This is a genomic window from Deltaproteobacteria bacterium (assembly GCA_040223695.1).
Taxonomy (GTDB): domain Bacteria; phylum Desulfobacterota_D; class UBA1144; order Nemesobacterales; family UBA2774; genus JAVKFU01.
Map to the genome: position 1 here is coordinate 25,982 of JAVKFU010000020.1, position 24,810 is coordinate 50,791.

The window sequence follows — 24,810 nt, forward strand, 5'->3', positions numbered from 1 at the left end:
ATTTATGAGAAAGAAACAATACTCCCACTTGAGTATGGCGGTTGACAATACGAAACTTCCAATCGAGATCGCCAACAACGACCCTTTCATCAGAGCTGAAGACCTGAGCGTGTTTTACAATGGCAAGAGCGCGGTTAAGAACGTATCGCTTCCCGTTATGGCAAATTCAATCACGGCATTGATAGGACCTTCAGGGTCCGGCAAATCGAGCTTTCTTCACGCGCTCAACCGCATGACGGACCTCTTTCAAGGGTGCCGTGTTACGGGAAGCATATATTTCGGTGATTCGGATATACTGAGTCCCGCTACCGACGTAACATGGCTCCGCAAAAAAATAGGCCTTATTTTTCAAAGACCCAATCCCTTTCCGCTGTCCATCCGGGAAAATATCGCGCTTCCCTTAAAGGAGCACGGAGTAAAGGATAAATATCATGTAGATCATATCATTGAAAAGGTCCTGAATGACGCGGGTCTGTGGGGTGAGGTAAAAGACAGGCTCAAGAGTCCCGCGCTTTCCCTCTCGGGAGGGCAGCAACAGAGGCTCTGTATAGCCAGGGCGCTTTCTCTCGAGCCGGACGCTTTACTGCTGGACGAGCCCTGCAGCTCTCTTGACCCGATCTCGGGAGGTATGGTAGAGGACCTCATAAAAGATTTTCGCAGCCGCTACTCCGTTTTGATCGTGACTCACAATTTAGCTCAGGCCCGGAGAATCTCGGATTTCACCGCCCTGTTCTGGTTGACAGGAGGTTCGGGAAGACTTATTGAATACGCGGGAACCGGAGAATTATTCACGTCTCCGAAGAACGAGCTAACCGCCTCCTATCTGGAAGGAATAAGGGGATGACCTCAGTGCCGGGCTGTTACCGGTTCGGACCGGAAATAAATTATTACGAATTAATGAAACCATAGTTAGATAACCGAATCTTATATTAAATACTCACTCACATAAATTTATTGGATGGTATATTATTTAAGACCTGTCGTTCATATATTAATACGCTCTAAGGAGATACTATGAAAAACATATACCTATTTACAATCCCTCTTCTGCTTACGCTGCTTCTGATTTCGTGCGACCAGGAGAAAGCGCAATCGGGAACCCAATCAGAGCTGCCGGCGGCTAAAGATTTCACACTGGAATCGGTCGACGGGGAAAAGAAAGTCAGTCTTGAGGATTTCAGGGGGAAACCTGCGGTAATTAATTTCTGGGCGAGCTGGTGCGGACCGTGCAAAGAGGAAATGCCGCTTTTCGAACAGACATGGAAGAAATATAAAGACAAGGATGTTGTATTCGTGGGCATAGATGTAATGGACGACAGGAATAACGCAGAGGAATTCTTAAAAAATGAAGGTATAACTTATACCAATCTTTACGATTCTTCAGGAGAAGTTTCAAACAAATACGGGGTCATAGCCTTACCGGCCACTTTTTTCCTGGACAAAAAAGGTAATATAGTCGTGAAAAACTACGGGCCGTTCATTGGTGAAGACGGCAGGAAGAAATTCAAATCCTACCTCAAGGAGATTATCGAATGAATCCCGCTGAAATTCAGGTAAGCTGGATCATCGCATTTTTGGCAGGGGTAATATCTTTTCTTTCCCCGTGCGTCCTTCCCCTGATACCCGGCTACGTCTCCATGGTATCAAAAATGTCTTTTGAAGAGCTGACCGGAGAAACCACAGAGGGCAGAACAGGTAAAATTCTGGTTCCGAGCCTGCTGTTCGTCCTGGGGTTTTCGTTCGTTTTCGTGACATTAGGGGCATCCGCCTCGTTTTTAGGAACTTTTATACATGAGAACAAGGTGCTCCTTCTGAGAATCTCGGGAGTAATAATTATTTTGTTCGGGCTTTTTTCCATGGATATAATCAAAATTCCGCACCTCTACAGAGAACGGCGGCTCAATATCGGCGAAGGCAACCTGGGATTGGTCGGCATATTCCTCCTCGGCATAGCCTTCGGATTCGGCTGGACACCGTGCGTGGGGCCTATACTGGCGTCCATACTGCTCTACGCGAGCACAGCCGAGGGAGCAGGGAAAGGCGCAGCCCTGCTTTTCGTATACTCGATCGGCCTCGGTCTGCCCTTCATTATAACCGGACTCGCCCTGTCAAAGGCGCTCACAGCCTTCGGCTGGATCAAGCGTCACTACGGAATCTATAAAATCGTGGTCGGAGGGACGCTTGTAATAGTCGGTTTATTGATGATCACGAACAGTCTCTTCTATTTGAATATATACGGACAGAAAGTACTTGACTGGGCGGGCATAGACTTCTGGAAAACCTTTTAGGCATTAAGTCGCGGCTGTCGCGGCCTGTATAACCCCCTACAAGAGCTCCGGCAGATATCCACCCTCTTCTGCAGAGAAACCCCTTGAAGACAGTATTCTGTATTGAGAAACCCGCAGCTGTTGTAGTATTATTTTCATATGAGCTTCAAAGGAGAAACCCGGAAGAACCACCCGGCTCATTTCATATCGGACGAGACGGAGGTTCATTTATGGATATGCCGCTTCCAGAGTGAGGCCAATGCAACAGAAGAGTGTTATGAAGAGATAATATCGGCAGATGAGAGAAAGAGGGCCGACCGTTTCAGGTTTAACGAAGAAAGGAGCAAATTCATTCAGGCGCGCGGGGTTCTGAGAACCGTATTGGGCAAATATTTAAACCTTCGTCCGAACGAGCTGGTTTTTGATTACAACAAATACGGAAAACCCGGATTACAGGCCCGAATCAACCCCCGAAATGTGAAATTTAACCTCTCCCATTCCCGCAGTCTGGCCATTTACGCAGTGACGAAAGACAGAGAAGTAGGAGTGGACGTCGAATACCTAAGGGACGTTAAAAGGGCCGATAAAATAATAGAACGATTTTTTTCTCAGCACGAAAGGGAATTTTACGGATCCCGCCCTTCCGCCATTAAAAAGCTCGCCTTTTTTCAACTCTGGACGCGCAAAGAGGCGTATACGAAAGCTATGGGCGCGGGTATATCCCTTCCGCGGGATGATTATACCCTTTCCCTCATTCCCGGGGACTCCTCATACCGGAATAACAGAAGCCCCGTGACCGGTAATAACCGAAAATGGTCGTTATATGATATAGAGATAGATGAGAACTATAAAGCCGCTTTAGCGGTTGAGGGCGAGGGACACGACATAAGATATTTCAGTTTAATCTAGACTAAGCTGTTGACGCGCAAACAGCCTGCTTAACACAGCTAAATCTTCCGGTTATAATAGTAAATTTCCAGATTAGAATAGAGGTCTTTCCTTGATTTCATGGATAATACCGCATTGACTACTTTTTATATAAATTTATAATAGTTGCCATTCATTTATGAATCGGAGGGCTGACAAGGTTGCCGATATTCGAATACACGTGTCTCGATTGCGATGAAAAATTCGAGACCCTGGTTCTGAACCCAAAAGACGATATTTCATGCTTTTCATGTAAAAGCAAGAATATAGAGAAGCAATTCTCCCCTTTCGGAATAAAATCTGAGAGCGAATTCCTCCCGTCCGGCTCTGCCGGTGCAGGTTGCGGATGTACTCCGGCAACCTGCGGATGCGGGGTGAGAAACTAAAGATACAGATTCAACATGCACATCCTGAAATATTTTTGCACTGGATCAATAAACGGAGGATTATAACCACATGTCGAATTCGGCTGAAAAAGAGAAGGATATGAAGAAAGCCGCTCTTGAATACCACAGTATTGGCCGAAAAGGGAAAATAGAAGTCGTTCCTACAAAGCCTTGCCTGACCCAATGGGACCTTTCTCTCGCTTACTCACCCGGTGTGGCGGAACCGTGCATGGAGATACACAGGGATCCCGATCTGGCCTATGAATACACTAATAAGGGAAACCTGGTCGGGGTCATTTCAAACGGAACCGCCGTCCTGGGACTGGGAAAAATCGGCGCCCTGGCCGGAAAGCCGGTAATGGAGGGGAAAAGCGTACTGTTTAAGAGATTTGCCGGAATAGACGCATTTGACATCGAGATTAACAGCGAGGACCCTGAGGAAATAATAAAGACCGTAAAGTATCTTGAACCCACTTTCGGGGGGATTAATCTTGAGGATATCAAGGCGCCCGAGTGCTTCTACATAGAGGATGAGCTCAGAAGGCAGACGGATATCCCTGTATTTCACGACGATCAGCACGGAACCGCGATAATATCAGGCGCCGGTTTATTAAACGCCTGCGAGCTGGTGAACAAGGACATCGGCGGACTTAAAATGACTTTTAACGGCGCCGGGGCGTCAGCGATCGCGTGCGCCAGGTTTTTTATCCAGCTCGGAGCAAAGAAAGAAAATATCATAATGTGCGACAGCAGGGGAGTTATATACAAGGGAAGAGAGGAGAATATGAATCCCCAGAAGGAAATGTTCGCCGCGGATACAAAATCAAGAACACTTGAAAAAGCTATAAAAGGGGCTGACGTTTTCGTCGGTTTATCTTCGGGCGGCGCCGTCACTCAGAAAATGGTGAAGAGCATGGCGGACAAGCCGATAATCTTCGCGATGGCCAATCCCGACCCGGAGATTTCATATCCCGAGGCCAAGGCCGCAAGAAAAGACGTAATAATGGCAACCGGAAGGTCCGACTATCCGAACCAGGTAAACAATGTGCTCGGATTCCCCTTCATTTTCAGAGGCGCGCTCGACGTTCGGGCAATGGCGATCAATGAACAGATGAAAGTAGCCGCCGCATACTCACTGGCGGGTCTCGCGAAAAAGGGAGCGGACGAGAACGTGGCAAAGGCCTACGGGGAGAAACATTTCAAGTTCGGACCGGAATACATAGTTCCCAAGCCCTTTGACCCGAGGGTTCTTATTTGGGAATCGGTTGCCGTCGCGGAAGCCGCCATGAAAACGGGCGCGTCAAGGATAAAGATAGACATCGATGAATACAGAGAAAGTCTTGAGAGAAAAGTCGAGGAAAAATTAAAGAGATGGAGTGTGTAATAATTTCCATCCGGTTTGCCCTCGAAAATTAATCTTTTTATTTGAGAATATACGGGGTAAGTAAAATCAATTCTTCATTAGACTCAGTCCCTTGTCGTTAAACAGCCGAGATCAAAATAAGAAGAAAAAACTAAAGACGGCTATCCTGTCAATAAGCGTATCTCTGATACTCATTGTTTTTAAGCTCATATTCGGGTTCCTCACCAACTCTATCAGCATACTGGCTTCGGCAGTGGATTCATTTCTCGATGTTGCCTCCTCCTCCGCAAATTACTTCTCCATCCATAAATCGGAAAAGCCTGCCGACAGCGATCATAAATTCGGACACGGAAAGGCGGAAGGACTGGCCGGACTGTTTCAGACTTTTATAATAGGGGCTTCTTCTCTTTACCTGATATACCTCTCTATTGTCAGGCTCTATGAAAGCGAGGACCTGGTGTCTATAGATTCGGGAATAGCCGTGATAGCGGTATCAATAATTGTAAGCCTGCTACTCGCGAGGCATATAAAAAATGTGGCGCGTGAAACCGACAGCGTTGTTCTAAACGCGGACAGTCTTCACTACAGCTTCGACGTCTATACAAACGCGGGAATAATCGCGGGGCTGATAATAATAAAATATACGGGGTTAAACATCATTGACCCGGTTATTTCGATAATAGTGGCGGCGCTTATACTCTGGTCCTCAAAGGATATAGTAATAGAATCTGTTGACATACTGATGGACAAGGAGCTTCCGGAGGAAACGGTCTCGGAGGTCGAAAAGGTAATAATGAAATACAGACCCAGCGTAAAGAGCTACCACAAGATGCGTACAAGGAACGCGGGATCAGTAAAATTCATCGAGTTCCATGTAGTGATGGATCATACCCTCAGTTTCGTTAGGTCGCATGAAATAGCAGAAGAAATAATTAAAGAAATAGAGAATGATATTCCCGGCTCCGAAGTTACGGTACACGTTGACCCCGATAAACATCCGGATTATTCATAAAATCCTTAAAGAACTCCCTGTGTAAAAATATTTGTTGCTTTGGTTCCGCCCGCCGGAGATAGTTTTTAATTAAAGACCCGGGAGCAATATTCTGAAACCTTTATCGGGGAATCCGGGTTTATATCTACAAAAGGCCTAATTAAAAGGAGACGGACATGAAAAGAATATTAATTCCTTTATTGATAATCATCGCTTTTGTCTTTGCCGCCCCCGCTTCGAGCCTGGCAAGAAATGGACACGGGCACAACAGAGGTCATGGACAGGGTCATCATTTCAAAGGGGGACATCACTACTCCGGAGGACATCACTATCGCGGGGGACGTCACCATTACAGGGGACATCGCTATAGAGGGCATTACGGAGGAAATTACTACAGACACAACTACTACAGACCCTATGCGTACTATCCAAGATCCTACGTATACTACGCGCCTCCCGTTTACTACGGACCGCCTGCGTATTACGGGCCATCGGGGCACCTGTCCTTCGGAATAAACATATATTAATTAGAATTATGAAAACACAGGGAAATATGACCGTATAATAAATTGAGGCATATAAACGCGGCGCCGCGGATTGATCCTGAGAAATCGGGATATCCGCCCGATATTCGGCATTTTGTGACTATCTCAATTTGTCGGGTAACTTTAGTACCTCATCCGGAAGCGATTCCGGCGTCGCAATAATAAGGAAATGCCTTAATACTCAATGATAAAAGCGGTCATATTCGATATGGACGGTGTCATGATCGACAGCGAGCCACTCTGGGAAAAGACGGAGAGGGTGCTGCTGGCAAGAAGGAATATAGATTACAGCCCCGAATACAGAGACCAGATAGTGGGGTTGAACCAAAACGACTCCGGAAAGCTGCTCGTGGAAACATTTAATCTGAAGGAGTCGATCACTGAAATAATCTCGGAAAGGGTGGAAATACTGACGGCGATATACGAAGAGGAGTTAGAGCTTGTGCCGGGCCTGATTCCGCTCCTAAACGAGCTGCGCGCAAATAATTACCCTCTGGCCGTAGCCTCGAGCTCACCTCTCCGCGTAGTTAATTTCGTTCTCGACATGTTTTCCCTCCGTGACTACTTCTCCGAAGTGGTGTACGGGGAGTGTACGGAAAACGGAAAGCCCCACCCGGACATTTATCTTCATACCGCGGGCAGGCTTGGTGTGGAGCCTTCAGAGTGTATAGCTATCGAGGACTCGATTAACGGTGTAAAATCTGCAAAAGCTGCCGGGATGTTCTGTATTGCAGTCCCTGACAAACGCCTAAGCCCGGAACAGTTCCGAACCGCCGACTTAACTATTGACAGCCTGGATAAATTCAGCCCGGGTGCGATTAAGGATTTTAATTAAATCCGTGGGCTGCTCAGTCTGAAAAAGCCAGGTATCCCGGTATTATTAATCCGACAACCGGTAATATCCAGAGTATTCCCACCCAGCCCGGCTTGCCTCTAAGCTCGGCTATTTTCATTAACACTATTATGCCAATAACTATATTTACAATAGGAATTAAGAATAATATAAGCCACCAACCCGGCTTACCCGCTATTTTACACATAAGGTAGATATTGGCTATCGGTATCCAGGCAAGCCATGAATTTTCAGTGTTGGTTTTATCGGCTATTACTTGAAGGCTATATGCCAGATATGCATATATGACCAAGAAGACGATAATACCGAATAAATTGTCCATATGAATCTTCCTCCTTTGTATAACCTCCTATATAGATTGAATTATCTCATCACAAAGAGAGGATTGTCAACTAATTAATAGAAATTACTTGGATTTTTGTAGAGGGGGAGCCATAAATTCGGGTCCGATATGCTCCATTACGGTTTCATCAAGAATGTTATCAATAGCTCCAAAATCCTCTGGAGCAAGCGACCAGCCCGGTATTTCATGAACCGGCTCAAGCTGATCGGGACGCCTGGCGCCCCAGAGCGCCACATGTGAGGCGGCCTTGTCCAGTATCCAGCGGACAGCCAGATGTATAACTCTCTTCCCGAATTTCTTCTTTGCGTATTCATCGAGCCTTGCGACAGCCTCAAGGTACTGCCCGAACCTCGGCTGCTTGAACTTCGGATCGACCTTGCGTATATCATCACCTTCGAATTTAGTATCGGGCTTCATCCTTCCGCTCAGAAGACCCCGGCAAAGAGCGCCGTACATGAGCATCGTTACGCCGTGTTTATCACAATAGGGGAGAATATCATCTTCAATCCCGCGCTCGAATAAATTGTAAGGGGGCTGAGATGCGTGGAGCGGAGCCGACTCCCGGAAAATATCCATCTGCTCTGTGGAATAATTGCTCACACCGATCGCCCTGATCTTCCCGTCCTTAAAGAGGTCATGCATCGCTCCGGCGGTTTCTTCTATGGGAGTCTCGTAATCGGGCCAGTGTATCTGATATATGTCGATATAGTCCGTCTGAAGACGTTTTAGCGAATCCTCGATCTCCCTTTTTATCCGTGACTCTGTGGAATTACGATAAACCTTGCCGCTTGTCCAGTCGAGTCCGGCTTTTGTGGCTATTATTACCTTGTCCCTGCCGCCGTATTCAGAAAGGGCCTTCCCCACTATCTCTTCGGACCTGCCGAAACCGTAAATAGCGGCGGTGTCTAACAGATTTATTCCCTTACCGAGAGCCGCATGCACTGTATCTATGGATTCGCGCTCATCGCTTCCGCCCCAGAGCCAGCCGCCGATGGCCCAGCAGCCGAGGCCTATCCTGGATACCTCAACCCCGGTCTCTCCGATTTTCACATATTCCATCTTGCCGACCCTCCGTATCTCATTCGCATATCAGGTTAATTTTCAGCTAAATCCTTCAGCAGTCTTCTTACCTCGGAAACGGACGGGAGACTAAACCTCGCTTTCGTGGGGCCGAATCCGACTTTAATCGAATAAGCCCCGCTCGGCATAGCCTCGAATATATCCTCATCCGTCATATCATCCCCTACGGACAATATGAAATCCCACTTCGCTTTGGACATCCAGTGCTTGGCTGCTCTGCCTTTATTGACACTCGTATCCTTCACCTCTATTACCTTGTTGCCCTCGAGCACGCCTACATTGAGGTTGGAAGTAATATGAAGGAGCACATCCTTAAGCTCCCCTACCCTGATAATCGCCAGAGCGGGATCAACCCGGCGGAAGTGCCATACGAGCGAGTAATCCTTTTCCTCGACAAAGGAGCCAGGAGTCCTGTCTACAAATACCTCAAGTATCGGCTTTATCTCCTCTTTCCATTCATCGGATAGTGTATCGATAGTATTCCAGCCGTTTTTTTCCCTTATCCACACTCCGTGCTCCGCCACAAGGCTCCGGGAAACATCGCCCACCCATTTATCCAGAGTATGCCTGTCGCGACCGCTGATTATTACGAGATTAGTCCCCTTCCTGCCGGATAACGACGCCAGTATCTTTTTCAATTCCTTGTCGGGTATTACCCTTTCGGGCCTTTCGTTAAAGTCCATTAATGTGCCGTCGTAATCTATCAGCAGGAGAGATTTCTTGCTTTTCTTAAAATCCCCGATCAGCTTCTTCCTGTTCCCGGAAGATAAACCCTTTGAGACCAGATGGCTCTGAACCGCCTTGATCTGCTTCATTCTCTCCATGAAATCGTGCGCCCATCTTTTAACATCGTAGCGTTTAAGCCTTACGCGCATGCTCTTCATTCTCCGCCTTTGCTCGCCGACAGGCATCGTGAGCGCGGTATTCAGAGAATCAGCCGTCCCCTCCAGGTCGTTCGGGTTTATAATCACCGCCTCCCCCAGCTCCTTTGCGGTTCCGGCCATCTCACCCAGTATAAGCACCCCGTCTTCATTGGTTCTGGCAGCGACATATTCCTTTGCTACAAGATTCATACCGTCTCTGAGCGGGGTTAGAAAAAGAATATCGGCGATCGAGTACAGCGCGGAAAGGTCGTTGAAATCAAAAGAACGGTACATATACCAGATGGGAACCCAGCCGATCTTTCCGTGCTGCCCGTTTATCTTGCCGGTAAGATTATCGACCTCGCTCTTCAGCTGCTGATAATGCTTCACTTCAGTGCGCGAAGGCACGGCAACAACTATAAAAATGACTTTCCCCGAATACTTGGGGTATTTTTTAAGAAACAAATCGAAAGCGCGCAGACGCTCTGGTATCCCTTTGGTGTAATCAAGCCTGTCTATAGAAAGTATTACTTTGTAATCCTCTTTTATGTCATCCCTGAGTCTGGAGATTATGGCCTGCACCTCCGGGTCCTCGGGCGCGCTTGAGAATTTTTCAAAGTCTATACCCATGGGAAACGTATCAACCCTGACTGCGTGATCGCCGAGGGTAAGCTGTCCGAGCGTATGCTCGTAACCGAGCACGCGCCTCACGCTCTCAAGAAAGTGACGCGCGTAATCGAATGTATGAAATCCGATAAGATCAGCGCCGAGCAATCCCTTGAGAATCTCCCCGCACCAGGGAATGAGACGGAATATCTCAGAAGACGGAAACGGAATATGAAGAAAAAATCCAATTTTAGCCCCCGGGAGACGTTTTCTGATAAGATCAGGCAGCATCATCAGATGGTAGTCGTGAATCCAGATTACATCGTCGTTCCCGGCAACTTCGAGAACGGCGTTGCTAAAAGTTTCGTTCACTTTTCTGTAGCTTTCCCAGAACTTCTTCTCATATATCGCGTACTGAACAAAATAATGGAAGAGAGGCCATATTATTTCATTACAGAACCCGTGATAATAATTCTCAATGTCGTTTTTACTCAACAGTACAGGGTAATAGCTTTCGGCTACGAGCATTTCCCTTAATTTCTTTGTATCGACCTTCGACTTATATCCCGAAAAAGTGATGCCCGGCCAACCCGCCCAAATCTGCTCTTTGCCCATATCGAGGGACCCGATGCCGGTTACAAGTCCGCCCACACTCGGCTGAAATTTGAATTTGCCTCTTGATTTCTTGACGGTGACCGGAAGCCTGTTAGAGACTATTATTAATTTACTCATTGAGTTAAAAACTATACCATCTCACGTTCTTAATGAAATGACTGTTTTTAATTATCATATCAACCAGACAAGTTATTTGACTTCAACATTTTAAGCTATAAAATATGAAGCAAGGAATATTATGAGAGCTTTGAGTCTCTTCCTGATATTTAGTTTGTTAATCTGCTACGGCGGCCTGTGCCGTGACGGACTCGCTTTATTTACGCCTTCCGAAGCCAAGTCGAGTGAGGGATGCCATAATATGAATCAGGACAGCGAGCAAACCCCGACACAAGCACATGATTCCACAATAAACAATCCGGTCATTATCGCTTCATCCTGCTGTTTTGACAGTCTCTTGAACGCGGAGAGTGGCCAGTCCGCGAAGGTTGACCGAATTCTTGTCCACAAAATACGTGTAGCGAATCTTAACACAAGCATTAGTTACCTGAAAAAGTCAAAGGACCTCTCCCAGAGAGAACACGATCCTCCCGACTTACAGATTTCAAACTCCACCTTTCTTCTATAGATATATCCACCCGTTTATTTATCTTGCACGCCGACCGTAAAAAGTCCGGCGCAGCGGGGAAAATTTGTCCCCGAAACACAATTATTGCAGAATCAATTTTAGTTTTTAACCCCCTCAAGAGGAGGTAAGCATGAAAATATTAATGGGCGCTTTGTTATTGATAGTATTATTCGGAGCCCGCTCATCGGCGGAAGATATAGAAACCCTGGATTCCCTCGTCCGGGAAGCGCGCCTAAACAACCCGGAGATAAAAGCCGCAAAGTGGAAATGGGAAGCCTCTACCAAGCGTCCTTCTCAGGAAGGGACACTGCCTGACCCCTTGATAGGGCTCAGCTGGCAGAATGTCAGTTTCGACAGGATTACGCTTGACGAAGACCCCGACAGCATGGTCAGGTTTTCATTCTCCCAGGAAATCCCGTTCCCCGGAAAGCTCTCACTGAAAGAAAAAATAGCAACTAAATTCTCGGAAGCCGAAGGGGAATCTTATCAGGCAACGGAGAGAGGGGTTATTGCAGGTCTTAAAGCCGCATATTACGACTGGTATTTCGTTAAAAAAGCTATCGAGATCACAGAAAGGAATAAGGACCTACTCGGGAAATTCATCGAGATCGCAGAGGTCAAATATGAAGTCGGAAATGGCATTCAGCAGGACGTACTAAAGGCCCAGGTGGAAAACTCGAAGTTCATAGAGCAGCTCGAGATTCTGGAACAGAGAAAGGGGATTATCGAGGCCAAGATAAAAAGCATATTGAACCGCGCGCCTGACTCCTGGCTCGGCGACCCGGAAGACGTAGAGAGGACCCCTTTAACTCTTACATCCGAGGAAATTAACAGGCTCACGGAGGAAAATGCTCCGCTTCTTTCGATGAGAGAGAGTCTGGTGCAGAGGGAGGAAAATGCCCTGGAACTGGCGAGAAAGGAGCTTTATCCGGACTTCTTCCTTGGAGCCTCCCCGGGCGTCATGGGAATGCCGGGCGACGGTATCCAGGGTGTGTGGGAGATATCTCTCGGACTCAGGGTGCCGCTCTATTTCTGGAGAAAGCAAAAGTTCGGCATTGAGGAAGCCGCCTTGCAATTAAAGGGAGCCGAGCAGGATTACAGCAGTACGAATCAGGCACTTCTCTTCAATGTGAGGGAGAATTACCTGACGGCCAGAACATCTGAAAATCTCATGAGCCTGTATAAGAAGGGAATAATCCCGCAGTCGAGGCTTTCGCTCGAATCAGCACTGTCGGGCTATCAGGTGGGCGCCGTCGATTTCCTCACGCTTCTTGACAACCTTGTTACCCTTTTCAATTTTGAGCTTGAGTACCACAGACAGCTCGCGGAATACCAGAAGGCCCTGGCAAGAATAGAGGAACTCTCGGGCGTAGAGCTTGTAAAAATAAGCGAGGTGAACTAAAAATGAAAAGAAGAAAAGGCTTACTCCTGATTACGCTTTTAATTCTATTAGCAGTTATCGCTTTCCCCCTGTATAGATACGGATACAAAATCCCCATACTCAAGGAAATTCCGTTTTTTTCCGGGGGACATGAACACGTTTACAGGCCCGTACTCGATGACGAGGGTGAGATAGAGTATTGGACATGCGCTATGCACCCGACCGTAAGATTAAAAGAGCCCGGGCAATGCCCTATCTGCGGAATGGATACTACTCCGGTGTTGAAAAAAGACAATTCTCAGGCAGAACCCGCCTCACAGACAAAAATGGAGGAAAAAGATAGCACGGGAAACGGAGAAGACATGTCCGGCACGCAAGGTCATGACCATAGCAAAATGGGTGTTCCTGCAAAGAAGGATAAAGGCGGAGAGTCAAAATCCACATTCACCGTCAGTTCCGAGAGACAGCAGATAATCGGGGTCAAAACACAACCCGCAGAGATCCGACAGATGGATAAAACGATCCGGACAGTGGGAATAGTTAAACTGGACGAGACCAAAATAGAGCACATCCATATAAAATTCAGCGGGTGGATAGAAAGGGTATTCGCTGACTATACATGGCAGCATGTGAAGGCTGGAGACCCGCTCTTTTCCATTTACAGCCCTGAGCTCGTATCGACGCAGGAGGAATATCTCCTCGCCCTTCGCTCAAACGAGATACTGTCCAACAGTGAATTTCCCGAGATATCCGGGGGTGCGAAATCACTGCTGGGCGCGACAAGAAGAAGGCTCCGCCTGTGGGACATCTCCGAGAGCCAGATAAGAGAGATCGCGCAGACGAGAAGGGTAAAAGACAGTCTTGTAATTTATTCACCCGTTACGGGTCACATAGTCGAGAAAAACGCCTTCGAAAATATGTTCGTCGAACCGAACACAACCTTATATACGATCGCCGACCATTCGAGCGCCTGGGTCGAGGTGGACATATACGAGAATGAAATCCCCCTTGTAAAACTGGGAGATAACGCGGTAATGACTCTGGCCTCTTATCCGGGTGAAAAATTCGAAGGAAAAATCACGTTTATTACACCCCACCTGGACATGAAAACAAGGACGATAAAAGTGCGTCTCGAATTCCCGAACCCGGATTTGATACTTCTCCCTCAAATGTACGGCGACGTAACTCTCGAAGTTCCTCTTGGCGATAAACTCACTATCCCCGTTTCGGCAGTGCTCAGAACGGGAAAGCAGGACATTGTGTTCGTGGACAAGGGGGACGGCGACATAGAGATAAGGAAAGTCGAGATCGGACGTAAGGCGGAGGGGTATTACGAGGTACTGAGAGGACTCGCAGAGGGGGATAGAGTGGTTTCAAGGGCTAACTTCCTTATCGATTCAGAGAGCAAGATACAGGCTGCCGTTGCCTCTTGGGGGGAGAATAATGACGGCGATGATACGGATTCCACAACCCCCTCTGAGCATCAGGAAGGAAGCGGGAAAAACCCCGATGCACAATAGAGAATTTAACGGTCAAGCTTCGTTGGACAGGGCAATTCTGCGGAGACGCATTAAAGGAGAGATGTTGAATGATTGATAAGCTCATTGAATATTCGGCAAGAAATACTTTCTTTACAATCACGCTCGTCGCTTTTCTCGCAATATGGGGTTTCTGGGCGATGAAAAATACCCCGCTTGACGCAATACCCGATCTCTCGGACGTACAGGTAATCGTTTTTACGGACTGGGAAGGGAGAAGCCCCGACCTGATAGAAGATCAGATTACCTACCCGATTGTTACAACTATGATAGCTGCGCCGCAGGTTAAGTTCGTAAGGGGACAGTCGATGTTCGGCACCTCCTTCGTTTACATCATATTCGAGGACGGCACCGACATCTACTGGGCGAGGAGCAGGGTGCTCGAGTACCTGAACGAAGTGACGGGACAGCTTCCGGAAGGCGTAACGCCGACACTGGGTCCAGACGCGACGGGCGTGGGATGGGTATATCAGTACGCCCTTGTTGATGAGACGGGAAAACACGACCTCGCGGAGCTCCGCACATTTCAGGACTGGTATCTGAGGTACTGGCTTGAGTCCGTCCCGGGCGTGGCGGAGGTTGCGAGCGTGGGCGGCTTCGTGAAGCAGTATCAGGTGCAGATAGACCCGAATAAATTATCCGCGTACGGGATTACGGTCGATAAGATTATCGATGCCGTCAGGGAGAGCAACAATGACGTGGGGGGCAGGGTGGTCGAGCTTGCGGCGACCGAGTATTTCGTAAGGGGCAGGGGCTACATCGAATCCGTGGAGGATATAGAGAATATCACGGTGGGCACGAACGGAGACGGGACACCCGTATATATCCGTGACTTGGCGAATGTGGAGCTTGGCCCCGACATCAGGAGAGGGCTTGCCGAGCTTGACGGCAAGGGGGAAACCGTGGGCGGAATCGTGGTCATGCGCTACGGGGAGAACGCCCTTCAGGTCATTGAGCACGTAAAGGAAAAGCTTGAAGATATTAAGCCGTCTCTTCCCGAAGGGGTCGAGATAGTTACAGCCTACGACCGGTCCGACCTCATCGAGAGAGCAATAAGGACTCTTAAAACCACCCTGATTGAAGAAATGATTATCGTCAGTTTGATAATAGTCATTTTTCTGCTCCACTTCAGAAGCGCGATAATTCCGATCGTAACGATCCCGATAGGGGTTTTAATGGCGTTCATCCCAATGCACTATATGGGGCTCAACTCGAACATAATGTCTCTCGGCGGAATAGCGATCGCTATAGGGGCTATGGTGGATGCTTCAATAGTAATTATAGAAAATGTCCATAAAAAGCTCGAAAAATGGCAGGCCGAGGGCGAGAAAGGGCAGAGATTCGACGCAGTTCTCGAGGGAATGAAAGGAGTCGGCAGACCTGTCTTCTTTTCCCTTCTGGTAATAACGGTGTCGTTTCTTCCTGTTTTCACTCTCGAATACCAGGAAGGAAGGCTCTTTAAACCGCTCGCGTTCACAAAAACGTTCTCGATGTTTTTCGCCTCGCTGCTGGCAATCACAATCACCCCCGCATTAATAGCGCTTTTGATAAAGGGCAGAGTCAAGCCTGAAGAAAAAAATCCCATAAGCAGATTCCTTATCAGGCTCTATAATCCGGTCGTAACCTTCATTCTCCGCTTCAAAAAGACGGTACTGGTATCTTCGATAGTTGTATTCATTCTGACCGTCTTCCCGTTCATCAAGCTGGGCTCCGAATTCATGCCGCCGCTGAACGAGGGGACCATACTCTACATGCCTACCGCCGTCCCCGGCATGTCGATAACGGAAGCCGCAAAAATTTTACAGATACAGGACAGAATGCTCATGAAGTTCCCGGAGGTCGAAAGGGTATTCGGAAAGATAGGCCGCTCCGAATCCCCGACCGACCCTGCTCCCCTGAGCATGGTGGAGACAGTGGTAACGCTCAAGCCCGAAAGCGAATGGCGCGCCGGGATGACGTGGGACAAGCTCATATCGGAGATGAACCAGACCGTGAAATTCCCGGGTATGGCGAATATATTCTGGATGCCTATACAGACCCGCACCGAAATGCTTACCTCGGGTTTCAGGAGCAACCTGGGCATAAAGATATTCGGCCCGGACCTTAAGACCATAGAAAAAATAGGCATCGATATTGAAACCGCCCTGTCGGGAACACCTGGAACAAGGAGCGTTTTTGCCGAGAGAATCACAGGCGGGTACTTCCTCGATTTCGACATAAAACGGGAGATGATAGCCAGGTACGGTCTCACGGTGGGGGACGTGGAAGACGTTATAGAAACGGCGATCGGAGGCAAAAACATATCCCAGACTGTAGAGGGGCAGGAGAGATATCCGATAAATGTCAGATACGACAGAGAGTTGAGAGACGATATGGATTCAATCGAAAGGGTGCTTGTTGCAACCCCTTCGGGAGCGCAGATTCCCATAGGCCTGCTGGCCGATATTAATTTCAGCTCGGGGCCGCCGGAGATAAGAAACGAGAACGGGCAGAAAGTAGGGTATGTATTCGTCGATGTAGAGGGGAAGGACTACGAAGGATACGTCAAAGAGGCGAAAAAGGTGGTCAGCGAGGAAATCAACCTGCCCCCCGGATATTACCTGGAGTGGGCCGGACAGTATCAATACTTGCTCAGAGTAAAGGAAAGACTCAAATATATTCTGCCCGTTACGGTGTTCATCATATTCCTTCTCCTGTACATGAACTTCAGGTCCGTAACCGAGACCATGATAGTTCTGTTCTCCGTACCGTTCTCCCTCGTGGGAAGCATATGGCTCCTCTACTTGCTCGGTTACAACATGAGCGTTGCGGTATGGGTCGGTATAATCGCCCTTGCGGGACTCGCAGCGGAGACGGGTGTCGTGATGATCATCTACCTGGACGAGGCATATGAAAGGAGAAAAGAGGAAAACAGCATGAACACGGTCGCAGATTTGAACAGCGCTATAACAGAGGGGGCTGTACAGAGGGTAAGACCCAAGATGATGACCGTAGTCACCACGATATTAGCGCTGCTTCCGCTCATGTGGAGCACGGGGACGGGGGCCGACATGATAAAGAGAATAGCTGCGCCGATGGTAGGCGGGCTTATTACCTCCACGATTCTCACCCTGCTGATCATTCCCGTGATCTACGCCATGTGGAAGGGGTCAGTTTTACCGAAAAGATTGAATGAAGAATTGGATTAGCACAGAGGAGATCAGGCTTAAGAACAGCAAAACGACATTGAGTATTAGGGAAAGGAGAGATCACCATGAGTATCGAGAATAAATCTATTACAAGACGCCGTTTCCTGCAATACGCAGGCACTTTTAGCATGATGGCGGGTTTTGTAGGAATCGCTCCGGCATACGCTTTACAGCAAAACGGCATAAAAACCAACAAGCACGTGGAAACCATCCCGGAAATTAACCTTTTGATTCGTAAGGAAACTATAGACATTGGAGGGCGGGACGGCACGGCCATTACGCTTAACGGATCAATACCCGGCCCCATAGTGCGTCTGAAAGAGGGGAAGGAGGCGGTAATTCATGTCACGAACGAGTTAGATGAAGATACGTCCATTCACTGGCACGGGATTCTATTACCTAACGATATGGATGGAGTGCCCGGCGTCACATTTCCGGGAATCAAGCCGGGAGAGACCTTCACCTATCGTTATCCGGTGAAGCAGAGCGGCACCTACTGGTACCACAGCCACTCGGGTGTTCAGGAGCAATCGGGCCACTACGGACCCTTGATCATAGACCCGGCTGAGCCTGAACCCTTCGAGTACGACAAAGAGTACGTCGTGATGCTAACGGACTGGACTTTCGAGGATCCCAAAAAGGTTTTTGCAAAGCTAAAGAAAATGAGCGACTACTACAACTTCCAGAAACGTACTGTCGGGGATTTTTTCCGCGATATATCCCAAAAGGGATTCGGGGCTACAATGTCGGACCGGCTTGCGTGGGGCCGCATGCGGATGAGTCCTACCGACATTGCCGATGTAACCGGACATACCTACACCTACCTTGCCAACGGTCTTCCTCCGAGTGCGAACTGGACAGGGCTATTCAAGCCCGGAGAGCGTATACGCCTGCGATTTATAAACGGATCGGCAATGTCGTATTTCAACGTCAGGATACCGGGGCTCAAGATGACGGTGGTTCAGGCTGACGGGCAGAATGTAAAGCCTGTGAAAGTGGATGAATTCCAGATTGCCGTAGCCGAAACATTTGATGTTATCGTCAATCCCGAGGGAGACCGTGCTTACACAATTTTTGCCGAGTCCCTGGATCGAAGCGGTTATGCACTCGGCACTCTGGCTACACAGCCGGGTATGAGCGCGCCGGTTCCGGCGCTCCGCGAGCGGCCGCTCCGAACCATGATCGACATGGGAATGCCCATGGAGAATATGGACAACATGAAAGGAATGGAGATGGACGATAGGGATACAGAAACTAAAACTACTCACAACCATCACAGCTCAATGAATATGAAAGCAGGAGAAATAGTCGGGAGACATGGCCCTGATCATCATGGACCTGGAAACACCTCGGTCGCGATGGTGCAGAGAGACCGGCTTGGTGAACCCGGAACCGGTCTTGAAGACGTCGATCACCGTGTCCTGGTTTACACCGATCTGCGCAGCCTCGATCAAAAATACGATAAGAAAAAGCCTGATCGGGAGATCGAGCTGCATTTAACCGGCAATATGGAGCATTACATGTGGTCATTCGACGGCGAGAAGTTCTCGGAGGTCAAGGGGCCTATTCCTTTCAAATACGGGGAACGGGTCAGACTCACCATGGTAAACGACACAATGATGGAGCACCCCATTCACCTTCATGGTATGTGGATGGTGCTGGACAACGGCAATGGAGAATACAATCCGCGTAAGCACACAATAAGCGTAAAACCCGCCGAGAGACTATCGGTAGAGATTGACGCCGATGCCCCGGGGAACTGGGCTTTTCACTGTCACCTGCTCTACCACATGGAGGCCGGGATGTTTCGCGTAGTGAACGTATCTCCCCGGAAGGAGGGGATAGGATAATGGTATTTAAGAATTTTAAAGACTTTCCCAGTCTGGTTTTAACATTACTCATGACCATATATCTCGGCGTAACACTACCCGCAGTCGCTCAGCAGGACGTCGATGTGGTTCCACCTCCGCCCGAGGAATGGCCTGAGCCAATTAAAGACGATCAGCCCTTCTGGTTCCTTCTCTTCGATCGACTGGAATATGGTGTTAACGAAGGTCCGGATACGATACTCTGGGATGTGCAGGGATGGCTCGGGAACGACTATAACAAGCTCTGGATAAAGACAGAGGGGGAGCAAAAAGTGTCGGCTGACAATGGCGGAGAGGGAGAAGTTCAGGCGCTCTATAGCCGTCTTATAGCTCCATTCTGGTATTTCCAGATAGGCGGACGCTACGACAAGCTCTACGGCAAGGGATCGGATCCCTCACGCGGCTTCGGTGTTATAGGCTTCGAAGGCCTGGCGCCATACTGGTATGACGTCGAGACAGCGCTCTTTGTAAGCGAGGACGGTGACGTCTCCGCGCGCCTGGAAGCGGAATATGAACTGCTGTTCACACAGCGCCTTATAGCGCAGCCGCGTTTTGAGACCAATATTGCGATACAGGAGGTAGAAAAGTTCGGCGTAGGGGAGGGTTTCAACGACGTAGAGATCGGACTGCGATTGCGTTATGAAATCAGACGGGAATTTGCACCGTATGTCGGCATATCCTGGACACGATTACTCGGAGACACGGCTGACATCGCGCGGAGCGAAGGTGAAGAGGTTTCCAACCTTGCTTTTGTAGCCGGTGTGCGTATGTGGTTTTAAAGTAGCGCAAATTCCGCGTGTAAAGGGCAATGATAAAGATTGTAAACAAAGAAAATAGTACCCTGGCATAGGAAGAAAAATGGCGGATTATAAATCAAACAGCTTGTCGCTCATCGGCGCTATATCCATGGGCACGGGAGTAATGATCGGCGCCGGTATATTCGCTTTGACCGGACAGGTTGCCGAACTGGCAGGCTCCCTATTCCCGTGGGCTTTTCTCGCGGCAGCGGTAGTTACAGCCTTCAGCGCTTACACGTATGTAAAAATGTCAAACGCCTACCCATCAGCTGGCGGCATAGCGATGTTTCTGGAAAAAGCCTACGGCAGGCGGACGATAACCGCTTTTTGCGCGCTGCTCATGTATTTCTCCATGGTTATCAACGAAAGCCTGGTTGCGCGCACATTCGGCACATATACCCTCCAGGTTTTTGACGTCGGAAAGAATACGTGGCTTATCCCTGCGTTAGGAGTCGGTCTTTTAGCCTTTGCCTTTGCTGTGAATATTATGGGTAACCGCCTGATCGGGTCCTTCTCCTCAGTTATGGCTATAATCAAGATTGGCGGGATAGCACTATTCGCCATAGTGGGGATTTGGGTAGCAGGGTTGTCTTTCGAGAGTGCTCCCTTGGATACCAAAGGCGCTTCTGCAGACGGGTTTCTTGCAGCGGTAGCGCTGGCTATTCTTGCCTATAAAGGATTTACGACGATTACAAACAGCGGATCAGAGATAGTTGACCCCCACCGCAATGTAGGCCGGGCGATAATCATTTCAATCGGCATATGCGTAATTCTGTATTTGATGGTCACGCTGGCCGTGGCAGGCAATCTCAGCTTGAATGAAATCATAAAAGCAAAAGACTACGCCCTGGCACAGGCAGCAAGACCGGCTCTGGGCAATTACGGCTTGTGGTTCACCGTTGCGCTTGCAATAGTAGCAACAATTTCCGGGGTTATAGCAAGCGTCTTTGCCGTATCCCGCATGCTGGCTATGCTGACCGACATGAATCTCGTTCCGCATCGGCACTTCGGCATGCCCGGCGATATTCAGAAGCACACCCTTGTCTACACGATTGTGATTGCCATGGCTTTGACGATTTTCTTTGATTTGAGCAGGATTGCATCTCTCGGAGCGATTTTCTATATTGTGATGGATATTGCTATTCATTGGGGAGTTTTCCGCCACCTACGCAATGAGGTCAACGCCAATGCCTTTATCCTTATTGCGGCGATTATCCTTGATGTAGTGGTTCTGGGCGCGTTTTTAGTCATAAAAGCCTCTTCAGACATGGTGGTTATATACGTATCCATCGCGGGAATGGCGTTTATCTACATAGGAGAAAAAATATTCATACGTTATAATTCAACGAATTAGACGAGTATCAATTTTAAGAGTTAGCGGCTGAGTGCACCAAATAAGAGTAGAACGCAATCAAAGTTCAAAATCTTCTTTTGAGCTTTAAATAATTTGAATGTGGAAAATATAAACGATAAAGGAGAACAAAGATGAGAACGATATTAGTTTTAGTAATCCTGTTTATTGCAGCCTTTTTTGTCTATATATATTCCGGCACCTACAACATTGCGGCCACGGTACCGCACAGTGAAGCCGCAAAATGGGTATTTAACACCATGAAAATCTACTCCGTTAAAAAACACGCAGAGGATATTGAGCCGCCCAAACTCGATGACGAAAAACTCGTTAAAACAGGTTTCAGTCACTACGACGACATGTGTGCCGGATGTCATGGAGCGCCGGGCAGCGAGCCTGCCGAAAGTTTCAATCCCGCCCCGCCCGCTCTCGCTGAAAGAGTCTCGGAATTCAGCCCTGCCGAGCTCTTCTGGATTATCAAAAACGGCATAAAAATGACAGCGATGCCGGAATTCGGTTCTACACACAGTGAGGATGAGCTCTGGGGGATAGTAGCTTTCACTGTGAAACTACCTGACATCTCTCCAGATGAATATAAAGGAATGCAGGAAGAATCCGAACATACGCAACATGAGCACAATCACCAAAGAGAACATGAATCGGAAACCGATATGGGAAATCACAAAGAGGACTCAAAGACGAGCACGGATACAAAGAATGAGGGGGATACTCATATCCACACGGACGGCAAGGATCATCGCATTGATTTATAAATTAGGGATTTAAAAATGCCGGGTGTCATTTATACTTAATACGGTCAAGCAGTAAAAACAAAAGAATTAAAGGAGTGTACCTCAATGAAAACGAGAGCTTCAGCGGCTAACGCTTTGATGATTTTAGGCCTGTTCGTACTGGCTGCCTTGATTCTTATCATTCCTGAATCCAGAGCCCAGAATACTGAGGCCGGTCAAGTCACCGAGGATAAAGTATCGGTCATTAACCGAGTTGAACCCCAATACGTCTGTATGGTCAACAACCAGACGTTCGCCAAAGAGCAAATCCCCGTAGTAATAGATGAAAAAACTTATTACGGGTGCTGTGAGATGTGCGAAGGCAGGTTAAAAGCGGACCCGGAGAGCCGTCACGCTACAGATCCCGTAAGCGGAAATAAGGTTGATAAAGCCACAGCTATAATCGGAGCTGCGCCCGACGGGAAGGTGTACTATTTCGAGAATCTGGAGAACCTTGAAACCTACAGTATAAATTGAATTAATTACGGATATGTGTAATAGCGGGCGGTACAGGGATTTATCAGGGAACTACTATTCTGTTCCGCCCGAGGGATTTAGCTTGGTAGAGAGCCTTATCAGCAGATTCCAAAAGGAGTTCGGCAGAATTGCCGTGTTCGGAAAATACGGCCACTCCCATTGATACCTTCACAGAATCGATGTAATTTCCCTTGTGATGAACCCTGACTCTTTTAATGTCCTCCTGCAGCTGCTCGGCCCTTCTCAGAGTATTCTCCAATGATGAGCCGGGAAGTATGAGAACGAATTCTTCTCCCCCGTATCTGCAGGCGACATCCTCTCGACGTATGTGCTCTTTGAAAAAATCCCCGATGTTTTTAAGCAGCATATCACCCGCTGCGTGCCCGTAGGTATCATTGAAATTTTTAAAATGATCGATGTCTATCATAATCAGTCCGAGGGGGTTCTTGCTACGAGCCACCCTGCTGATCTCACGTTTCAGAGTCTCTTCCATATAACGTCTGTTGAATAAGCCGGTGAGGGAATCATAAATAGCATAGTTTTTCAATGTTTCCTTGTGCTTGATATTAGCGAGCGCGAAGCCCGATAATTTAGCCATAGTTGAAACAATATGCTGTTTGTAGAGTTTTTCCTGTTCTGTATTAATATCGCCGTCGGTTTGTTCAGTCCCGGACTGTAGATGCAGGAGCCCTGTTACATTGCCTCTCGATAACAGAGGGGCGCAAAAATAATTGTAATTGAGATCCTCCGGCATCCTTACATGTCCACAATAAAGCTCACTGGATATACGATCCGTAAAATGCAGCTTCCCGAGTCTGAGGGCCCAGCATTTCTCGGAAAGGAACTCATGCTCGCTTTTTAAATTCTCTCCCCAGGAAGAAACGCATTCCATAAGGTTAATCGTATCGTTAAATACGTAGAGAGCGCCGCTATCTTCCGGAAACAAGTTCTTGCTATATTTGGAAATTATCGTATGTACCTCTTCCTCATTCGTGGAGGCCTGTAACAATTCATCCATTTCACAAAGCATTATGAGATTTTTATTTTGCTTCTCAAGCCTGCTTATCCAGTCTTTAATCTCGCTTCTGACTTCATCGGAGCTAGTCTCACCTTCAGTCGGTTCGTCTTTTGGTGGCGACTCGTCCATATCAGGCTGTTTAATCCAGAAATTATTGTAATTGTCAGCGCCCGTATGTTTTTTCAATCCGTTTTCAAAATGCGTACTTTCTTCTCTGACTTCAAGTTCCGAGAACGACTCCTTCTGCTGTCTTGGATCCTTCCTCTGCTCAAGCTGCAATACGACCTTTCTGGCAACGGTTTGCAAAAGAGATACCTGTTCGTAACTGAGATTCTTTTCCTTATAACCAAAGACGCACAGAGTGCCTACTTTATAGCCTTTCTGATCTATGAGCGGTGTACCCGCTATGAAGTTTATTTCCGGGTGAGCTTGAAAGAGCGGATTAAGCTTAGTCCGGTCGTCCTCAAGGGGATTAAAAATTGTCAGAAGCTCCTGAGGATGGTTTATTACATAGGTCCCGAATGATCTGTCTCTCGGCACTTCCCTCACGGTCGCATCCAGACCGACGATTGATTTAAACCATTCGCGATTTTCATCCACGAAGCTGATCAAGGCCACAGGGCTTCTGGAAATATATGCAGCCAGAAGAGCAAGCTCGTCAAATTCTTCTTCAGAATCCGTATCCAGTATTTTATAATCTAGGAGAGCCCTGAAGCGCTCGACCTCTTCTTCATGAAGCTTCATGCTGGAATTCCTGATACTGTCATAATCTCTATTCATAATTAGAACGACTAACCCCAAACGCAGACTGAATATTATATCACAACTGACTCGGAAACACCCTATCCTTCCCAAAAATAATATTACAGCGCGAATTATTTAAAACTGTAAAGATCTCCACAATTGGATATAATATCAGTTTAAAATTGTAGAATTC

General features: G+C 47.9%; 21 protein-coding genes and 1 pseudogene. 18 read left to right on the forward strand and 4 right to left on the reverse strand.

The annotated features are described in order from the left end of the window. Positions 1 to 4: 4 nt before the first annotated feature. The 9 genes and pseudogenes from RIG61_13180 (at position 5) to RIG61_13220 (ending at position 7,314) form a co-directional block, all read left to right on the forward strand. Positions 5 to 844 carry a phosphate ABC transporter ATP-binding protein gene (locus RIG61_13180; GenBank protein ID MEQ9620108.1) on the forward strand — a complete coding sequence of 280 codons (840 nt, stop codon included), beginning with the start codon at positions 5 to 7 and terminating at the stop codon, positions 842 to 844. A 170-nt stretch (positions 845 to 1,014) separates the two neighbouring features. After that, entirely contained in the window at positions 1,015 to 1,536 is a 522-nt protein-coding gene (locus tag RIG61_13185; GenBank protein ID MEQ9620109.1) for a TlpA disulfide reductase family protein, read from the forward strand. After that, the gene (locus tag RIG61_13190; GenBank protein ID MEQ9620110.1) at positions 1,533 to 2,288 is read left to right on the forward strand and encodes a cytochrome c biogenesis protein CcdA; all 756 of its coding nucleotides are present in this window, start codon (positions 1,533 to 1,535) and stop codon (positions 2,286 to 2,288) included. Before RIG61_13185 ends, RIG61_13190 begins: the two co-directional genes overlap by 4 nt. 138 nt (positions 2,289 to 2,426) lie before the next feature. Further along, positions 2,427 to 3,176, forward strand: coding sequence for a 4'-phosphopantetheinyl transferase superfamily protein (locus RIG61_13195; GenBank protein MEQ9620111.1), 750 nt, complete (start codon positions 2,427 to 2,429; stop codon positions 3,174 to 3,176). A gap of 179 nt (positions 3,177 to 3,355) precedes the next feature. Further along, complete coding sequence (locus tag RIG61_13200) at positions 3,356 to 3,580, forward strand: zinc ribbon domain-containing protein (protein ID MEQ9620112.1); 225 nt, start codon at positions 3,356 to 3,358, stop codon at positions 3,578 to 3,580. A gap of 100 nt (positions 3,581 to 3,680) precedes the next feature. After that, positions 3,681 to 4,934: pseudogene (locus RIG61_13205) on the forward strand (malic enzyme-like NAD(P)-binding protein). Positions 4,935 to 5,055: 121 nt separating this feature from the next. Next, positions 5,056 to 5,955 carry a cation diffusion facilitator family transporter gene (locus RIG61_13210; protein ID MEQ9620113.1) on the forward strand — a complete coding sequence of 300 codons (900 nt, stop codon included), beginning with the start codon at positions 5,056 to 5,058 and terminating at the stop codon, positions 5,953 to 5,955. 231 nt (positions 5,956 to 6,186) lie between these two features. Beyond that, positions 6,187 to 6,450 carry a hypothetical protein gene (locus tag RIG61_13215; GenBank protein ID MEQ9620114.1) on the forward strand — a complete coding sequence of 88 codons (264 nt, stop codon included), beginning with the start codon at positions 6,187 to 6,189 and terminating at the stop codon, positions 6,448 to 6,450. A 213-nt stretch (positions 6,451 to 6,663) separates the two neighbouring features. After that, positions 6,664 to 7,314 (forward strand): HAD family phosphatase, encoded by a 651-nt coding sequence (locus RIG61_13220; GenBank protein ID MEQ9620115.1) that lies wholly within the window; start codon positions 6,664 to 6,666, stop codon positions 7,312 to 7,314. A 13-nt stretch (positions 7,315 to 7,327) separates the two neighbouring features. Here RIG61_13220 and RIG61_13225 read toward each other — a convergent pair whose 3' ends face one another. The 3 genes from RIG61_13225 to RIG61_13235 form a co-directional block, all read right to left on the reverse strand. Beyond that, entirely contained in the window at positions 7,328 to 7,654 is a 327-nt protein-coding gene (locus RIG61_13225) for a DUF5684 domain-containing protein (protein ID MEQ9620116.1), read from the reverse strand. An 84-nt stretch (positions 7,655 to 7,738) separates the two neighbouring features. Next, the gene (locus tag RIG61_13230) at positions 7,739 to 8,734 is read right to left on the reverse strand and encodes an aldo/keto reductase (GenBank protein ID MEQ9620117.1); all 996 of its coding nucleotides are present in this window, start codon (positions 8,732 to 8,734) and stop codon (positions 7,739 to 7,741) included. Positions 8,735 to 8,769: 35 nt separating this feature from the next. Then, positions 8,770 to 10,956, reverse strand: a complete 2,187-nt coding sequence (locus RIG61_13235; protein MEQ9620118.1) for a bifunctional alpha,alpha-trehalose-phosphate synthase (UDP-forming)/trehalose-phosphatase — start codon at positions 10,954 to 10,956, stop codon at positions 8,770 to 8,772. Positions 10,957 to 11,077: 121 nt separating this feature from the next. Between RIG61_13235 and RIG61_13240 the strand changes: the two genes are divergently transcribed. The 9 genes from RIG61_13240 to RIG61_13280 all read left to right on the forward strand — a co-directional run bounded on the left by RIG61_13240 (position 11,078) and on the right by RIG61_13280 (position 22,855). Then, positions 11,078 to 11,464 carry a hypothetical protein gene (locus tag RIG61_13240; GenBank protein MEQ9620119.1) on the forward strand — a complete coding sequence of 129 codons (387 nt, stop codon included), beginning with the start codon at positions 11,078 to 11,080 and terminating at the stop codon, positions 11,462 to 11,464. Between the two features lie 130 nt (positions 11,465 to 11,594). Next, positions 11,595 to 12,866 (forward strand): TolC family protein, encoded by a 1,272-nt coding sequence (locus tag RIG61_13245; protein MEQ9620120.1) that lies wholly within the window; start codon positions 11,595 to 11,597, stop codon positions 12,864 to 12,866. Between the two features lie 2 nt (positions 12,867 to 12,868). Then, positions 12,869 to 14,365 (forward strand): efflux RND transporter periplasmic adaptor subunit, encoded by a 1,497-nt coding sequence (locus tag RIG61_13250; protein MEQ9620121.1) that lies wholly within the window; start codon positions 12,869 to 12,871, stop codon positions 14,363 to 14,365. Between the two features lie 68 nt (positions 14,366 to 14,433). After that, on the forward strand, positions 14,434 to 17,571 hold the full coding sequence (locus RIG61_13255) for an efflux RND transporter permease subunit (protein MEQ9620122.1): 3,138 nt from the start codon (positions 14,434 to 14,436) through the stop codon (positions 17,569 to 17,571). A 65-nt stretch (positions 17,572 to 17,636) separates the two neighbouring features. Further along, positions 17,637 to 19,421: a copper resistance system multicopper oxidase gene (locus RIG61_13260; GenBank protein ID MEQ9620123.1), complete on the forward strand. Its 1,785-nt coding sequence runs from the start codon at positions 17,637 to 17,639 to the stop codon at positions 19,419 to 19,421. Continuing rightward, positions 19,421 to 20,218 (forward strand): copper resistance protein B, encoded by a 798-nt coding sequence (locus tag RIG61_13265; protein ID MEQ9620124.1) that lies wholly within the window; start codon positions 19,421 to 19,423, stop codon positions 20,216 to 20,218. The genes RIG61_13260 and RIG61_13265 overlap by 1 nt, the downstream gene beginning before the upstream one ends. 79 nt (positions 20,219 to 20,297) lie before the next feature. Then, on the forward strand, positions 20,298 to 21,590 hold the full coding sequence (locus RIG61_13270) for an APC family permease (protein MEQ9620125.1): 1,293 nt from the start codon (positions 20,298 to 20,300) through the stop codon (positions 21,588 to 21,590). Positions 21,591 to 21,721: 131 nt separating this feature from the next. Next, positions 21,722 to 22,360, forward strand: a complete 639-nt coding sequence (locus RIG61_13275) for a cytochrome c (GenBank protein ID MEQ9620126.1) — start codon at positions 21,722 to 21,724, stop codon at positions 22,358 to 22,360. 84 nt (positions 22,361 to 22,444) lie between these two features. Beyond that, a complete protein-coding gene (locus tag RIG61_13280; GenBank protein MEQ9620127.1) occupies positions 22,445 to 22,855 on the forward strand; it encodes a hypothetical protein in 411 nt (136 codons plus the stop codon). Between the two features lie 43 nt (positions 22,856 to 22,898). On the opposite strand, the gene RIG61_13285 is transcribed toward RIG61_13280, so the two are convergent. Beyond that, a complete protein-coding gene (locus tag RIG61_13285) occupies positions 22,899 to 24,653 on the reverse strand; it encodes a diguanylate cyclase (GenBank protein MEQ9620128.1) in 1,755 nt (584 codons plus the stop codon). Between the last annotated feature and the right edge of the window lie 157 nt (positions 24,654 to 24,810).

What these genes read in the sequence shown, in the direction of transcription:
- RIG61_13180 (MEQ9620108.1), top strand. Translation starts at nt 5, where the DNA reads ATGAGAAAGAAACAATACTCCCACTTGAGTATGGCGGTTGACAATACG.
- RIG61_13185 (MEQ9620109.1), top strand. Translation starts at nt 1,015, where the DNA reads ATGAAAAACATATACCTATTTACAATCCCTCTTCTGCTTACGCTGCTT.
- RIG61_13190 (MEQ9620110.1), top strand. Translation starts at nt 1,533, where the DNA reads ATGAATCCCGCTGAAATTCAGGTAAGCTGGATCATCGCATTTTTGGCA.
- RIG61_13195 (MEQ9620111.1), top strand. Translation starts at nt 2,427, where the DNA reads ATGAGCTTCAAAGGAGAAACCCGGAAGAACCACCCGGCTCATTTCATA.
- RIG61_13215 (MEQ9620114.1), top strand. Translation starts at nt 6,187, where the DNA reads ATGGACACGGGCACAACAGAGGTCATGGACAGGGTCATCATTTCAAAG.
- RIG61_13220 (MEQ9620115.1), top strand. Translation starts at nt 6,664, where the DNA reads ATGATAAAAGCGGTCATATTCGATATGGACGGTGTCATGATCGACAGC.
- RIG61_13225 (MEQ9620116.1), bottom strand. Translation starts at nt 7,654, where the DNA reads ATGGACAATTTATTCGGTATTATCGTCTTCTTGGTCATATATGCATAT.
- RIG61_13230 (MEQ9620117.1), bottom strand. Translation starts at nt 8,734, where the DNA reads ATGGAATATGTGAAAATCGGAGAGACCGGGGTTGAGGTATCCAGGATA.
- RIG61_13235 (MEQ9620118.1), bottom strand. Translation starts at nt 10,956, where the DNA reads ATGAGTAAATTAATAATAGTCTCTAACAGGCTTCCGGTCACCGTCAAG.
- RIG61_13240 (MEQ9620119.1), top strand. Translation starts at nt 11,078, where the DNA reads ATGAGAGCTTTGAGTCTCTTCCTGATATTTAGTTTGTTAATCTGCTAC.
- RIG61_13245 (MEQ9620120.1), top strand. Translation starts at nt 11,595, where the DNA reads ATGAAAATATTAATGGGCGCTTTGTTATTGATAGTATTATTCGGAGCC.
- RIG61_13250 (MEQ9620121.1), top strand. Translation starts at nt 12,869, where the DNA reads ATGAAAAGAAGAAAAGGCTTACTCCTGATTACGCTTTTAATTCTATTA.
- RIG61_13255 (MEQ9620122.1), top strand. Translation starts at nt 14,434, where the DNA reads ATGATTGATAAGCTCATTGAATATTCGGCAAGAAATACTTTCTTTACA.
- RIG61_13260 (MEQ9620123.1), top strand. Translation starts at nt 17,637, where the DNA reads ATGAGTATCGAGAATAAATCTATTACAAGACGCCGTTTCCTGCAATAC.
- RIG61_13265 (MEQ9620124.1), top strand. Translation starts at nt 19,421, where the DNA reads ATGGTATTTAAGAATTTTAAAGACTTTCCCAGTCTGGTTTTAACATTA.
- RIG61_13270 (MEQ9620125.1), top strand. Translation starts at nt 20,298, where the DNA reads ATGGCGGATTATAAATCAAACAGCTTGTCGCTCATCGGCGCTATATCC.
- RIG61_13275 (MEQ9620126.1), top strand. Translation starts at nt 21,722, where the DNA reads ATGAGAACGATATTAGTTTTAGTAATCCTGTTTATTGCAGCCTTTTTT.
- RIG61_13280 (MEQ9620127.1), top strand. Translation starts at nt 22,445, where the DNA reads ATGAAAACGAGAGCTTCAGCGGCTAACGCTTTGATGATTTTAGGCCTG.
- RIG61_13285 (MEQ9620128.1), bottom strand. Translation starts at nt 24,653, where the DNA reads ATGAATAGAGATTATGACAGTATCAGGAATTCCAGCATGAAGCTTCAT.